Here is a 14,461-nt window from a genome sequence, read left to right on the forward strand (position 1 = left end):
TATCTATTTCCTTTGTGACTTTCTTACACGCCACTGTTTATGCTCAGTCTCTGCCTTTGCGCTTTCCCTAATCTCAATACCAACCTTTAATAACCAGAAGTCACCAAGACTCATATTTGTTAGTGATTCCCATGTTTCATGGTGTAACTCTGAGAAATAAACTGATTGGATAGTTGCTGTAACATCGTCAATCTCAGCCATAGAATCTATTTTGGCTTTAGTTGTATCAGCAGCACATAAACTGTGTATTTCTGCATCATAGACAAAATCAGGTTTAACGAATGGCTTAACAACGAATGATAAGAACACACCAAAGTTTTCTTTAAACACCAACGTCAGACATTCAATCAGAAAGTTATAATCTGAAAAGTCATCGTCAATATCTAATGGCTTATTATTCAGTTGAGCATCAGAGAAGAGTGTATTGATTAGTTTGTTGCGGAGGCTATCGGGGAGACTGAAGAGTAAGGCTGTTATTTCATCAGGGGTAATACTGGATACTGCCAGAGAGTGTTGCAGTAGCTTAAACGCTAATGTTAACCCCTCTCTTGCATTCAGAACCTTTACCAGCAATTCCCCTTGTGAAGTTGGGAATGCTTTGAGTGACATTAAACACCTTTTGCAATCTCAGCTTTGAAGAATGAGCCAAAGTTCTCTTTAATCGCAAACACCATGAAATCTACAAATTCGCCATAGTTTGCTGCAAAGTAATCATCGACATTTAAAGGGAAGTCATCGACTGTAGCACCCGCAAATAGCTGTGTGGCAATCTTATTCACTTCAATCTCACCAAGTTTATCAGTGGCAAGCTCAAGCATTCCCATGAAATCGAAGCTTTCAGATGAGGAAAGAGACTTGAAGCATGGAATAAAGCATGTTGCCAGTTTTCGTGCCATTGTCAGACCATCCAGTGCACCAAGTGCGATAATCTTCACTTCTTTACCGTTGATGTTTTTACTACGTTGACGTTTCAGAATATTAGTAGACATTATTAATTACCTTCATTGTTTTGATTGATTGGGTTGCCATTGTCGTCAACAGGAACGCCATAAACTATTTTAGCCGTAGGGCTATTCTTGTACTTCTCAGAAACCCATGTTTGAAAGGTTGCTCTTTTCTCAGAGACATACTTCTGAACATCGGGCTGTTGAACTGTTTTTAATTCCTGCACCGACTGTGTAGCAAATGCATGAATAGTTTCTGAAGCTTTAATCTTCATCTTTGTTGTGATGTCACATAAAGGAATACCAAACTCCTTTAAAGCTTTCTCATCACCATCACGGATAGCAAGTTGAAGCTTCATATGCCGGTCTACCTGTGCCTGTGCTTCCTGCTGTGCAGCACGTAAAGCAAGAGCAGCCTTTGATGGTCTACCTGCATTACTCTTTTTAGCATTATTAGATTTCGACATTAAACTTTCTCCTTTGGGTAATAACCTCTTTGGAAGTTCTGAATAATTCACCTGATTGTATAATCAGCTTTTTAATTAGTGATGTGCACACCACCATGTATAGCAATAATGTAGAAAGTATCACTGCTATCAAACCTACATTTACTAATATCAGGATAAAAGGTAGTGTCCACTTACTATGCAGAATTAGAATCAGGTCATACAAACTCATTATTAATACATCCTTGTCTTGCCGCTTACCAGATTGCATATTGCAACTGTTAGAGGATTTGCAAATACAACACCGTTATCTTTCTTAATCTCTGCACCCATCTCTTTCAGGATGCCAATTACTTTATCAGGAAGAACAACTGTTACAGGTGATTTCGAGACATCTGCTTTATCTTTGTACATTCTATAAACCTCATCCAGAATGTCTGATTGACAGTATTCTGTGACACTGGGGATTGTGTAGTGGGCTGTTATCATTTTACTCATTAAACCCACCTTTAAATTTAATCTTTAGGCAAACCGTTAGCACCCATAGATTCGTTTTCGCTCTCTTTTTCATTCTGGCGTTTATTGATGTAGCGCCAGTCATAGTATTCACTCATACTTTGCATTGTTATAAACCTCTTTAAATTCGAAACCGATTAACTCAAGTGCTTCTCTTTGTCTTGATGTGAAGTAAGACTTATCGAGATACACGTGATGAGATGCAGTTGGTCTTATGTATACACCGTAAAAATCACCCTCTGTAGTTAGCCCTGTTACAGGTGACACCTCACAGAGGGAGATACCACAGGTACGAGACAAGTCACCTGTAACAGGGATGCAGTCAGCATCAACAAGACACCCCGCTGTTAAGTTCAGATGCTTACCATCAGCATTAAGCAAAGTGACGACTCTTGTTACACCCGTCATTGATGGTGATTCATAGATGACAAAAGGAAACTCTCTATCATCCTGATAATCATCGTCGTCAAATCGTGGTAGTTGAAATTTCATCATCATTAACCATGCAGACCTCTAAGCAAAATACTGTCTACCACATCTTCAAGGCCATCTTTATTCCGGTCAGCAAGCAATGCTTCTACAGTCTCAACAGATGCAAATGCCTCTTCAATAATGCGTACACGGTTTAGGTCTGGACACTGGACACGGAGAGCAAGCAACTTGACATAGTTATAATGATTGTCAGTGCACCACAAAGTACGAGTCTCATTAATATCATCAGCTACATAATCTGGTAACTGTCTTAACCTGTCTCGTAATGCTTCATAGTATTGGGTTTCTGGTTTTGATAATTTAACAAACATTATTTAGCCCCACTCTTCTCAATTTCATTCTTCATAGCGGTACACTGTTTAAATAATCCAATGACACCTTCAGAGGTAGGAATTTCAGCCAGAGCCTTCTGGAACTCTTTTTTCTTAGCATCAGCAATTTCATATGCTCTATTGAATGTCCTTACCAAGGCCGGTCTACCTGAAATGTATGCAGCTTTCGCTCTTTCTGCTGAATCAACCTCCAGGTCTTTTTGCACAACACCACGTGGTAAATACCAAATGTCATAAGAGGCCGCCCCTGGTAATGCCGCTACAGATGAGCGCTTAATTTCATACCAGTTCTGCATCAAGTCAGAGTCTTTTAGAATTGTATTGTTATAGTGAAGAGGCCCATGACAATGAATCTTTTTGTATTCAGGTGAGGTCATCATTACATAAACATCTTGAATTACAGCTTTAGTGATAAAGTTAGCTTCATCATCTTGATATTCGTCAAGAGCACTCTTTGCATCGTATACATAACCGTAAAGACGCTTTAACTCAGGAATGTATTCTCGTTCAACTTCAATACGCGCCTCAGTCGGTGTAAGTGTGCGCAGGTAAAGCCCTCTATCACGCATTGCACCTGCAAGTGTTTCTTGCTTACGAAACTCAGCGAGAGCATCAATACTTGAGGTATCAGGCATCTCAACATTCATCATTCGACCATTATCTAACAGTACGTTAGCACCAGAAGCTGGGCTGTATTCAGTGTTTGAGCCAAGGCCATTATTTGTAATCTCTGGTGCAATCTGCACTGTATGCGCTTCTCTTGCTGAAATGTTGCGGTGGTCTGTACCCTGCACATAGCTATCAATTTCTTTATCTGACATTATTTTGTTCTCTATTAATTAGTTTGGAATATTATTGATTAGGTTTTAACGAATAACACTCATGAAAAAACTCCCACCCCTGACAGAGTTAACTGTGCATGGTATGGGAGAGTTTGATTTTAAAAGTCACTACAGGAAGGAATTACAATACAAGCTTCTACACTTTAGCGGTGAGATTTCACCACCTTAAAGAACACTCTGTTGAATACGCTTTAAGGTGATGCCTGTCAAAATGATTCATGCATAGTGACAGGGCTTTTTTACAACATGGAGTCAGATAACGCAGGGTTACCTATAAAGAGCCTTTAGGCATTAAGACTCTTGGTAGGAAATACTAAGGAAATGACAACGCTCTATTCTTTGTTGATATACATAGTTTACGCTTATTACAGAGTTTGTCTATAGAGCAAGGTGTGAATTGTCAAGATTTGTAAAGAAAATACTTTACAGATTTCGCATTAGTGTTACCATAAGATATGAACTTAAAAACACACAAGGTATAAATTATGAATGAAAATCGGAAAGGCTAAATTCAAAGAAGTTATCAAACAGTGTATCAAGAATAATGAGCCACTGACTGCAACACCCCTTCAAAGAACTTACTTCCCAAACTGTACAAGGCAAAATGTTCAGGATTATCTGAACCGTTATCGCCGTGACATTAAATCTGATGCAGTACATTTTCTTTCTACCAGAGAGAAGGCTCGACTCTTATATGATGAGGGGCTGACTGTTAAAGAGGTTGCGGTGATTACAAACAGAACAGAGAGAAGTATTCAAATTTACTTTAAGCAATTTAAAACTACTGAGGCAGCCGCGCTATGAATGACAGGCAAAGAATTTAGAGAATATCTTAAAACATCAAATACAAACAATCGTGATAATGGGTACTGCAACCCCGATGTTAAGTACAAACAAAAGCCACCATTACCAGCGGAGCTTGAGGAATCAGTAAATAAGGTACTCTTAGATATTGCCCCTCATAAAGCTACCTGTGTAATGGCAAGAGGGAAAACTAAAATGAATACACTTTATAATACATTCAATGTCTACGGTTCCTTTTCTGGAATGCCAACCAAGCAACAGGACATCTTTACTGGAATCGTAAGAGCACCTCTTGTTGACGGTGATGGAACAAGATTCGGCATTAATATGATATTCATGCTCCTGAAGACATTTAAAAAATTCAATCCCGAAGAGTTGTCGAACTGGCTTAATGTAAAACGAGCATTACGAGAGTTACCTTTAATCTCAGTTCCACATGCAAGAAAGCTCATTAATAAATGTGAGAGTGTCGCTACTGCGTGGGGTAGTCATGATTTCATTCTTACAGATGTGACTGAGGATGATTTCTGCTTTGATTTAGGTATTGATTAATTTTTGAACGGAAAATGTGATTAGTATAGGAAGGATTCTTTTTAGTGTATCTGTACAGTTGCTCCAATCCGATAACCAAAGACAAAAGAATAAACCCTTTAAAGTCTGATTAATGGAACCGTACAAAAACTATAAGTTACTGTCACATAGAAAACATCGTTGGTGCTTGCGCTTATACCAACAGTCGCTCACTCATTCGCTCCATCCACCGTTAAACAGTTCTCTTTATTATCTGAAGAATATCCACTAATCATTTCAAAGAAATAAGTGAGCGCAAGCGAAAGAAGATTTTAAGGGTGATTAGATACTCTTCAGCATAAGGAACAATAATGATTAACATCATCAGCTACAACAGGACTTACTCGACACGTCAAGGCAGAAGATTAAAACCCCCTGTACATGTTCATTATAAAAGTAAGCGCAAACATGCAACTATAGATGGTGGATTCAACATTAACTTACACTGCACAGTTAAACTGAATCAACCAACATTGCTTAATGCACTTGCAATGAACAGAAAGATGCCAGCTAATAGTGACAATATCTATTTCAGTCAGTCTAAACAGTGCTTGTGTGTCTGGAGTTTTACAGAAGACAATCGCTTTGCAACCAGAGTTTACCGGGAATTTTAAAATTTTTATTACGGGGAATGCATAAATTTGCATGTAACATTATGATTTTAAAGAAAATATCTAAGAGGCATTGTTCGGGGTGTTTTCTGAGAAATACATGTATGAGTACTTAACAGCATCAGAGCACTATACAGCACACTCTACAGAAATCTGAAATATCTCCGTAAAATCAACACTTTACAGCAATCTGCACATCATATCAATAGAAACCTCTTCATTGTCCTCACAGTATACAACCTCTGCACAGTCAATCTATCAACATACACTATCTATTTTCACTGTAGCGCATTGACTATGCATGACCTTTACAGTGTGACTATGTAGCATTACCGTTAAACCCCACCGTTAACACACCTATCACATTGTAAATCTCATAAAGGGTCGTTTGTAATGTAAAGATTCACTGTACATATCATTATGAGACACCTTACAATGTCTGCACACGCTTATTATTGAGATGATAAACAATGACCACTTACCTTTATGCGAGAATCTCTACGGATGACAAGGGTCAGTCTGTTGACAACCAGATTGAAGCCGTTCTTGCTGAAAGGGGTGGTGTGACCATTGTTATTACTGATGAAGGTGTAAGTGGTACTGTGCACCCCACTAAACGCAGTGGCTTTAACCGTATTCTGAAGACAATGAAAAAGGGTGATACTATTGTAGCGGTAGCCTTTGACCGTGTATCTCGTAAAACTATAGACTTCCTTAATCTTATAGAGTTACTGAGCAGTAAAGGTGTAGCACTGGTAACCCTTCGGGAACGCTTGGACACTACCACCTCGCAAGGTTATCTGCTTGCAACTCAGATGATGGCATTTGCTCAACTGGAAAGGGATATTATTTCAGAGCGTACAAAGGCAGCACTGAACAGACTTAAAGATAACAATGTAACTCTTGGTCGTAAGGTTACTAAAGAGACTGTGCAGGCTAAGAAGATGATATGTGATGGTGTCAGCCTTGCGGAGGTGATAAAGGTTACAGGCATTAGTAGAGCAACAGCGTATAGATTAAAGAATGCTGCACAGAAGCCTCTCTGTGAGACTATCTTATAGAAGACGATGAATCATACCACTTTACAGTAAAACCTCTCAGAATCGCATACAGAGCGTTTTACAGTGTATCTGTATAGTTTACCCGCCACAATTTAAAACATCGTTAGTGCTTGCGCTTACCCCAGCTCAACTCCTCACCGTTAAATGATTACTGCACACCCCACAGATTAAAGAATACCACACAGGAAGCTCTCTGTGAGGTTATTTTACAAAAGATGATGAATCATACCGCTTTACAGTAAAACCCCTCAGAATCGCATACAGAGCGTTTTAGAGCGCATCTGCACAGTTACTGGCGCTTGTGCCCACCCCTTCCATATCTGCTGAGTGGTCTTTCCACATACTCTTATCCATTAACTCTGCAACTTTACTGTAACCAAGTTCTAAGAAGCCTTGCTCAGAGAGATGTGTAACTGCCATTATTAATCTTGAGCGCATATTTTGCTTATCATGTGGTATGTCGCGCGCGACAACCCTCAACTGCTCAAGCCACTCTCCAAACAACTTATCAGATTTAAACATCGCCCTTGCCTCTGCATAGAGCAAGCCCCTTTGCCATTTCAACTTGTCAGATGATGAAGCCTCATCCTTGAGGCTTTGCTCAATCTTACTGGCAAGTTCTTTTAACCCTACAATTACCGCGCAGGATGCACCACACAACACCACAACCTTAAAGATGACGAATCATACCACATTACAGTAAAACCCCTCAGAATCGCACACAGAGCGTTTTACAGCTAACCCGTACAGTTTATTGGTCACAGTTAAAAACATCGTTGGTGCTTACGCCTATCCCAACTCGATTCTTCACCGTCAAGCAGCCACCACACATCATACACGCCAAGAAATACTGCACAGGAGCCTCTCTGTGAGGTTATTTTTAACAAGGCGATGAATCATACCACCTTGCACTAAAACCCCTCGGAATCGCTTACAGCGCGTTTTACAGTGGTTCCATGCGATCTATTAGTCACATCAAACCTTTCCATGCATGATACTGGTCATTTTACTGGCAGGTCAAATGATGAGCGATGAGTGCAACACACCTGTAACACGTTGTTTTCAGGGGCTTTACAGAGGGTCTTTTTGGTGTAACTATTTGAATGTTAACATTTTTATTGACATGACGAGTTAACGGTGATTAGCCCCACGGTAAAAGCTACACCATCACCCACCACAACCACTTACCACAATTCACTGTAAAATCAATCACTTAACATATAACCCATCATCAGACACACCCTCAACCACCACCCTGAAACCACTGATAATTACCACTGTATAAATAAACAGTTGACAGACTGTAAATCAGTGATAACTTGGAATTAAGGGCTGAACAACCAGGCTCTTTGCAGGCTCGTAATTGGGTGAGTTATAGCCCTTGCGATGTACCGAAGGCTTGCGCACTGCAAGGGAAAATAAATGTGATTTCTACTCTCAAAGTTGAGTGGTTAACCTGTTGGGAACTCAGGAACTTTGTCATATACTGTACAGTGTCTTTTAACAGTTCTATTAAGTCCTGATAAGCGCAAGCAAGGACAAGGGTTTACCGATACTGCAAAGAAGACTTTAAGGTAACTGAACAGCGTTACTAATCACCTTTAAAATCTTTTCTTTCGCTTGCGCTCATTATTTCTTTTGAAATGATTAGTGAGATTGTTCAGATATGTAAAGAGAACTGTTTAACAGTGAGTGGAGTGAGCGAGCGAACGACTGTTGGTATAAGCGCAAGCAACCAACAATGTTTTAACTGTGACCAGAAACTTATAGTTTTGTACGGTTCGGTTAATCAGACTCTAAAGGGTTTATTCTCTTGTCTTTGGTTATCGGATTAGAGTAAATGTACAGATACACTAAAAAAAATACATCTATACCTAATCACATTTTAAGCTCAAAAATCAATCAACTCTTCCCGAGGTACTTCTTCACAGATGGTGCAGCCTTCTCAATGGAGTTCTCAAACACCTTGTGTAGTTCAGGGTTATCAATGTAGTGCTCAGGTGCCACGTTAAATTCCTGCAATATCAGAAACTCTTTAAACAGTTCTGGAGAACGCTTCTGCATAAGCTGTAACGCCCTGATTAGCGCCATAGCAGAGGCTGGCACAGACACATCCCCTTCTATGTACTTATGTACAACACTCCTGCTCATGCCCGTTAGGGATGTCAGTAAAGCCCTCTCAATACCCATCTCATTAAAAACTTTAGCAAATTCATTCATCTGTCATACCCCCAACCAGAAGTATAAGCAAGAATCCAAATCAAGAGAGATGAGAAACAACTATTTTAAGTGACATTTCAAACCCTTACCTGAAACAAGGTATTTTTACGTTGATATACAGAACCTGAAAATGGTCTAATCCGTTTCTATTGGAAACATAATGCTGTGATTACAGATACGGATTATCTAAAACAGGCCAAACTCAGTACCTTCTGAGTAGACAAAGACCTGAATCACAGAAACCATTTATTCTTAAATTGGAAACGTAAATTATCATGTTGAAGCTCACTACTATTGCAGCACTTGTTGTTATTGCCACTACCTCAGCCCATGCAGCGAACAGAAGTAAGGTTGATATGCTGTCTGCACAGGCTAATCTGACCAATGCAAAGTACAATTCCTCCGTTCAGGATGCACAGCGTGAGTTAACCGCTACCAAGTACAGCAATGCTCCACAAGCTGCACAACGTCTTTTGACTGATATGAAGTATGGCTCTGTAGCTCAGGGTAACCAGCAAGAGTTAACCTCTGCTAAGTACAATGCATCTGCTCAGGAAGCACAGGCTAATCTGACAGCTACCAAGTACAACTCATCTGCTCAGGATGCTGAACGTCAACTGACAGAGATGAAGTATCACGGTGCAGAAGGTGCTGCTAAGACAGCCGCTCTACAGAACAGTGAGAAGACACAGCGCCAACTGTCAGCACTGTATGATGCATCTCGCCCTAAAGATGGTGTAGCAGGTAAGGATGGTGTCAACGGTAAAGATGGTAAAGACGGCCTGGCAGGTAAAGATGGTGTGGCAGGTATCACCACAACCGTTATTCAACATGCAGAACTGAATAACAGAGCTACAGCAGCCAATACACAGCGTCTTGATTCAGTTGAGTCACATCAGAAAGCTCAGGATAAGCGTATCAGTGACAATGATAAGAAAGCTTCTGCGGGTATCTCTTCAGCGTTTGCAATGAGCAACATTCCACAGGTGACCGATTCACAGCAATTTGCAGTGGGTGCTGGTGTTGGTGGTTATGATTCCGAAGCGGCCTTAGCCGTGGGTGCATCGTTCCATGCTGGTGAAAGAACCATTGTTAAGATGACGGTATCAGACGATACAGATAACAACTTTGGCTACGGTGCTGGTGTATCCGTAGGCTGGTAATAAGAGAGTAAGCTTTATAACAGGGACTCTTTCGGGAGTCCTTTTTCATTTCTGCTTTGCAATCACACACAAGAAAAAAGGTTTTTCTAGATAAGTCAAATTCCACGTAGTAGATTTACCCACTTTCTAAATCACCCCCCCCCAAGACAACGAATGAAACGCTTTATTAAATGGGCTTTAGTGGCTGTATTTCTGGATTTTGTTATTTACGCATTAACACTGGTCGATTATCACGATAAAGAGACATATACACAGTTATTCCCCGCATGGATTCAGGCACTGGGGAGCATCGGTGCAATAGCGTATGCATCTCGATATGCAATGAAACAAATGCAACATGAAAAAGCTCTTGAAAGACAAAAGGCTGCTGAGGCAGACCTGACAAAGCTTAAATCAATTAAATGGTTAATGGTGTGCGCATACAACGAAACCGGATATACAAGAAATGTTATAAGCCGTGGAAGCGAGGAAGATTATGCTATTGCCTCATCAGATGAACTGAAAGACCTTGGCGAGTTATTTGATAGAATCAACCCATTCGACATACCTGGCGGGGATTTAACCCTTCAGGTTATTACAATTGGCTCTGGCCTGAAGGGATTAGCCAAGGTATGGGACAGGTGTATAGAAGAATCCTCCCTTCCATCACGTAGCAAACCCAAACCAGACACCTTCAAAGAACTAGATAACGGCTCAATGGCTCTTTATCAGATTTGCGGTGAAGCAATGGAACTTGTAGCTAGTGATATTAAAAAGCTGGAGCAAGTGATAGGTAAGCACTAACACATACAATCAAGGGGGGTCACCTTTGCAGTAACCCCTCATACAACATCAGTGGTTAAAATTGAAATCAACAATCTTACACTGAGGATTCTTAGCAACAGCTTCAGCAAGCTTACTTGCAAAGCCATTCTTAACTCTGGTCAGGTTCTGCTTCAGCTTCAGGAAATACTCATCAAGCCTGCCATCTTCAAGATACCTTATCTTGGCTGTTTGCAAAGGGAAAGACTCACCTGCAATGGCTATGTAAGTAGTCCTAACAGCCCTTCTCTGTTCAGCATCCATTCCCTCAGAAACATCTTTCCACAATGGAAGCTTCTTATCATCAATGCACTTATTGAGATAGTCTACCAGACTCTTTATCTCTTCAGATGACTGAGCAACTACACAGGAATCACTTCTATCACCTTTAGCTTTTGCTTCTTTAACTACCGATGCTTTAGTGACGATGTTACCAACAATCACTTTATAAACATCAGGTGCAGCAGCCTTAAGGATATCACCAGCATAACCAGCTTTAACCTTGCCAAGCTCCAGCAAACCAGAAATCAACACTTCAAGATTGACGCCAGCAAGCTCATCTTTGAATTGATTCTCCAGTTTTAACCTAAAGCCCTTCTCAACCACTTCACTATCAGAGTCGGTTACGGTCAGGTTACCAGCCTCATCAAAAGAGTAACTTACAGAATCACCAATTAAATGGCAGTTAGCCAGCTCCTTAATTGACGTTGTAACACCAACCAACCCAGCAATAAAATTAAACAACTCAGGGCTTGCACTTTCATTGCCAGATGAGTTAGCCACATCAAGCACAGTCTTGCACTTACCATCAGGCACTACGTAGAATAATTTCATCTCTTGCTATCATCTCAGTTATTGCATCTGCAAATTCTTTAGCGGTACAGCTTTGCATTGATGCATTATTTAATATTCATGTGTTACTTGGCGGTATGCAAAGAGAATGATACAACCCACATAAATTCTTGTCTGCTTAAAGTGGCGAGATAAAACTCGCTACAAGCAATTAATCCCCTATGTCAGAAATTTCGGACATGGACACTACACAGACACCCTATTATGAAGTCTGTGCAGTGTATAGCTTTAACCTACAATTGACTGACAACCTTTTGATAACCAATATTGAGCAGAGATTTTAAACCATGATTCAGGTGCCAGAGGTAAACCCTGAGCCTTGAGAGCCTGAAACATTTCATCGTAAAGGTCTGAAGTGTTCTGTTGATAGTGTACGGCAAAATCTATTGCTAATTGTTCAGGTGCAGGGTTGTAATCAAACCCCCTCATCAGTCCAGTATTTTTCTTGTATAACTCCACTGACTGCAAAAAGGCTTTATCAACAGTTTCTACTGGTATAGCTCCAGACTTCATAGAGTTTGCAATAAAGGCACACTGCGTCATATCAATCATTTTTTGGTACTCTTCAGCAGATATACCAATTGCAGAAGCAGAACATGAAGCAAGCATTAATAAACCCGCTAAAACACTTTTCATAATTTATTCTTCCTCATCAGCAGGATTGCACTCAGGCTCACTGTTATCTTCATTTCTCCACTGAATATCTCTCAACCGATTACCCTTGTCATCATACTCAGGTGGCTCATGAGGCTCAGGCTCTTCAGATGCACCTCGAAGAGCTACATGATGAATCACCTTATGCACACCGAAAGTCTCATTGATTTCTTTATCAACCTCAGAAGGGTTAAGAGCACTATTTAGCCCTGCCCTCTGATTAATCTTGCTATCAACTTCAAAACCATGCATCTCTGAACCGTTAACCAAAGTAATATTCATCTTGCGCGTGTCAGTATCAATGATAATTTTCTTTATCATGCGCTTGATAATAATCTGTGCTTCTACTCTGTCTTCATACAACTCAAGATTAAGATGACTCAAAGACTCGTACTCTGATGCATTACGTTTTGTAGTGAGAGCATCAATCTGTGTATTAGCATCTGCCTGAGCCTTGGTATTCTCTGCAATCATCTGTGCTGTCTGTGGATTCATACCAGCAACTTTTACTATGTCGTAAATGTTCACTGCTTCACTGACTAATCTGTCACGATGATTTTCAAGCTTTGCAATCTGTTCAGCTAAGGAATCGTTAACGTTTAGCTTTGATAGATTTGGCAAGAGATGATTAAGTAATGCTGAATCTACATCTCTGCGGGATATGGAAATCTCATCACATGCTTTAAACCTTGTCCCTGAGCACTGATAAACACCAGGGTAACTCTCACGTGAACCGTAAACAGATAAAGGTAATCCGCACCCTGAGCAGTACATAAGCTTCTTGAATAGCATGACTGAGTTAGGCAAGCCAGAAGAGCGCTTACGTCCTGCCTGGTCTTCTTTCAGTAAACTTACAGCAGAAAATAAAGTGTGATTGATAATTTCGGGGAAGTAGTCAGCAATCTCTGGCCTTAAAGTTTTACCTTCCTTTAGCTTGAAAGTTTTGGTTATCTTTCCGGTAACAGGGTCAGTTGTTCTTGTCACAGTACTATTTGAAGATGTGTGAGCCTGTGGAGCTAAATAACCCATCACAGCCCTGTTAGCCAACGTCTGAGAAATCAATGCACCATCCCACTTACCACGCACCCTTGAACGTTTATACTCTTTCTCAGGTTTCTGAGTGCGGTTAGTCGGTATAATCTCACCACGTTCATTTAAGAGCGTTGCAATCTTCCCACAAGACGTACCTTTCTTTTTCAGGTTAAAGATTTCCCTTATCAAGTCTTGTCGTCTTTTAAACTCATCACTCGTAACATCATATCGGTCAGCAGGATTCACCCACCAAGGCACATTACGAGTAAGCGTCTTACCTTCTGAGAGGATTCGACCTCGCTTTAAATCCCAAGCCTTACCAACCATTTCAGACTTACGTAGACTCTCACCATGAGAGCGCATCGACTCCACAACGAAAATCAATAGCTCTGTGTCACCAATAGGACTCGTAATGGTCTTGGTGCTGTTCAGAAATCTAATGTTGATTCCATAGTCATTTACTATTTCATCCAGTAGACCGACTGTCTTTGTCGCCTTCTGCCTACCAAATCTATCAACGTTCTCTATAAGCAATGTTGGCGAGTCATAGCGCTTGAATACACCTGAGCGCATATCCTCAAGGAATCGACCAAAGTCACCCTTCTCAATGTGAGAGCCAGAATACCCACTCACCCCTTCATCAAGGTATGTGTAGGCAATTGATGTTGTGTACTCCTTCCCCTCTTCAGACACCAACCATTGGTTAATCATCTGTTGTTGACGCTCCAGAGAACTATTACCCGTTTGCATATCAGAGGAATAGCGACGATATGGAATTGCAAGCTTGGACATTTTCAAAATACGTTTCATGAGGACATACCCTCACGATAGCAAGTTGAAAATCCGTTTTGTACTGTCCTAGAGAAATGTTTTTTAGTTCTTGCAATCTTCATTTAATCGTCCGTACAACATAAAAAGAAACCATCAAGGTTCCGGAATCTCTTCTGTGGATCAAATAATTATGAGCCAAGAAAGGTTACAAATTATAAAAAAGCCCGAATAACATAGCAATGAATTCTTCTTTCATTTTTTGAATAAGAGTGCTCTTAAAACATCTTTATTTTCATAAACATAGTGAGCTGTTGCTTTTTACAAATCATTTGATAAATCATTGTGTTAAT

17 protein-coding genes are annotated in these 14,461 nt (G+C 40.4%); 5 read left to right on the forward strand and 12 right to left on the reverse strand.

Translation table 11 applies throughout. The features are described 5' to 3' along the window. Positions 1-3: 3 nt before the first annotated feature. The 7 genes from IX31_RS04625 to IX31_RS04660 form a co-directional block, all read right to left on the reverse strand. Positions 4-609, reverse strand: coding sequence for a phage tail assembly chaperone (locus IX31_RS04625; RefSeq protein ID WP_034455990.1), 606 nt, complete (start codon positions 607-609; stop codon positions 4-6). After that, positions 609-989: a phage tail assembly chaperone gene (locus IX31_RS04630; protein ID WP_034455991.1), complete on the reverse strand. Its 381-nt coding sequence runs from the start codon at positions 987-989 to the stop codon at positions 609-611. Before IX31_RS04630 ends, IX31_RS04625 begins: the two co-directional genes overlap by 1 nt. Before the next feature lie 2 nt (positions 990-991). Continuing rightward, positions 992-1,411 carry a hypothetical protein gene (locus tag IX31_RS04635; protein WP_034455992.1) on the reverse strand — a complete coding sequence of 140 codons (420 nt, stop codon included), beginning with the start codon at positions 1,409-1,411 and terminating at the stop codon, positions 992-994. A gap of 213 nt (positions 1,412-1,624) precedes the next feature. Next, complete coding sequence (locus IX31_RS04645) at positions 1,625-1,888, reverse strand: hypothetical protein (protein ID WP_034455994.1); 264 nt, start codon at positions 1,886-1,888, stop codon at positions 1,625-1,627. Positions 1,889-1,996: 108 nt separating this feature from the next. Continuing rightward, complete coding sequence (locus IX31_RS04650; RefSeq protein WP_034455995.1) at positions 1,997-2,404, reverse strand: hypothetical protein; 408 nt, start codon at positions 2,402-2,404, stop codon at positions 1,997-1,999. Continuing rightward, the gene (locus IX31_RS04655) at positions 2,404-2,709 is read right to left on the reverse strand and encodes a hypothetical protein (RefSeq protein ID WP_034455996.1); all 306 of its coding nucleotides are present in this window, start codon (positions 2,707-2,709) and stop codon (positions 2,404-2,406) included. Before IX31_RS04655 ends, IX31_RS04650 begins: the two co-directional genes overlap by 1 nt. After that, positions 2,709-3,551: a hypothetical protein gene (locus tag IX31_RS04660; RefSeq protein WP_034455997.1), complete on the reverse strand. Its 843-nt coding sequence runs from the start codon at positions 3,549-3,551 to the stop codon at positions 2,709-2,711. The genes IX31_RS04655 and IX31_RS04660 overlap by 1 nt, the downstream gene beginning before the upstream one ends. Positions 3,552-4,061: 510 nt before the next feature. On the opposite strand from IX31_RS04660, the gene IX31_RS04665 reads away from it, so the two are divergent. The 3 genes from IX31_RS04665 (at position 4,062) to IX31_RS04680 (ending at position 6,618) form a co-directional block, all read left to right on the forward strand. Next, positions 4,062-4,376, forward strand: a complete 315-nt coding sequence (locus IX31_RS04665; protein ID WP_034455998.1) for a response regulator transcription factor — start codon at positions 4,062-4,064, stop codon at positions 4,374-4,376. Then, the gene (locus IX31_RS04670) at positions 4,377-4,928 is read left to right on the forward strand and encodes a hypothetical protein (RefSeq protein WP_034455999.1); all 552 of its coding nucleotides are present in this window, start codon (positions 4,377-4,379) and stop codon (positions 4,926-4,928) included. A 1,099-nt stretch (positions 4,929-6,027) separates the two neighbouring features. After that, positions 6,028-6,618, forward strand: a complete 591-nt coding sequence (locus IX31_RS04680; RefSeq protein ID WP_051880542.1) for a recombinase family protein — start codon at positions 6,028-6,030, stop codon at positions 6,616-6,618. A gap of 270 nt (positions 6,619-6,888) precedes the next feature. Here IX31_RS04680 and IX31_RS04685 read toward each other — a convergent pair whose 3' ends face one another. Beyond that, complete coding sequence (locus IX31_RS04685) at positions 6,889-7,278, reverse strand: hypothetical protein (protein WP_034456001.1); 390 nt, start codon at positions 7,276-7,278, stop codon at positions 6,889-6,891. A gap of 1,242 nt (positions 7,279-8,520) precedes the next feature. Further along, positions 8,521-8,838: a hypothetical protein gene (locus IX31_RS04690; RefSeq protein ID WP_034456003.1), complete on the reverse strand. Its 318-nt coding sequence runs from the start codon at positions 8,836-8,838 to the stop codon at positions 8,521-8,523. 275 nt (positions 8,839-9,113) lie between these two features. On the opposite strand from IX31_RS04690, the gene IX31_RS22035 reads away from it, so the two are divergent. Together IX31_RS22035 and IX31_RS04700 are read left to right on the forward strand one after the other, a co-directional pair. Beyond that, positions 9,114-10,001 (forward strand): YadA C-terminal domain-containing protein, encoded by an 888-nt coding sequence (locus IX31_RS22035; protein WP_051880545.1) that lies wholly within the window; start codon positions 9,114-9,116, stop codon positions 9,999-10,001. Positions 10,002-10,154: 153 nt separating this feature from the next. After that, complete coding sequence (locus tag IX31_RS04700; RefSeq protein WP_034456004.1) at positions 10,155-10,784, forward strand: hypothetical protein; 630 nt, start codon at positions 10,155-10,157, stop codon at positions 10,782-10,784. A gap of 48 nt (positions 10,785-10,832) precedes the next feature. Here IX31_RS04700 and IX31_RS04705 read toward each other — a convergent pair whose 3' ends face one another. The 3 genes from IX31_RS04705 to IX31_RS04715 all read right to left on the reverse strand — a co-directional run bounded on the left by IX31_RS04705 (position 10,833) and on the right by IX31_RS04715 (position 14,150). Beyond that, positions 10,833-11,636, reverse strand: coding sequence for a hypothetical protein (locus tag IX31_RS04705; protein ID WP_034456005.1), 804 nt, complete (start codon positions 11,634-11,636; stop codon positions 10,833-10,835). A gap of 246 nt (positions 11,637-11,882) precedes the next feature. Further along, the gene (locus tag IX31_RS04710) at positions 11,883-12,290 is read right to left on the reverse strand and encodes a hypothetical protein (protein WP_034456007.1); all 408 of its coding nucleotides are present in this window, start codon (positions 12,288-12,290) and stop codon (positions 11,883-11,885) included. 3 nt (positions 12,291-12,293) lie between these two features. After that, complete coding sequence (locus tag IX31_RS04715) at positions 12,294-14,150, reverse strand: recombinase family protein (protein WP_034456009.1); 1,857 nt, start codon at positions 14,148-14,150, stop codon at positions 12,294-12,296. Positions 14,151-14,461: the final 311 nt, after the last annotated feature.

Origin of the sequence: Buttiauxella noackiae (genome assembly GCF_000737905.1) — a bacterium.
Lineage (GTDB): Bacteria > Pseudomonadota > Gammaproteobacteria > Enterobacterales > Enterobacteriaceae > Buttiauxella > Buttiauxella noackiae.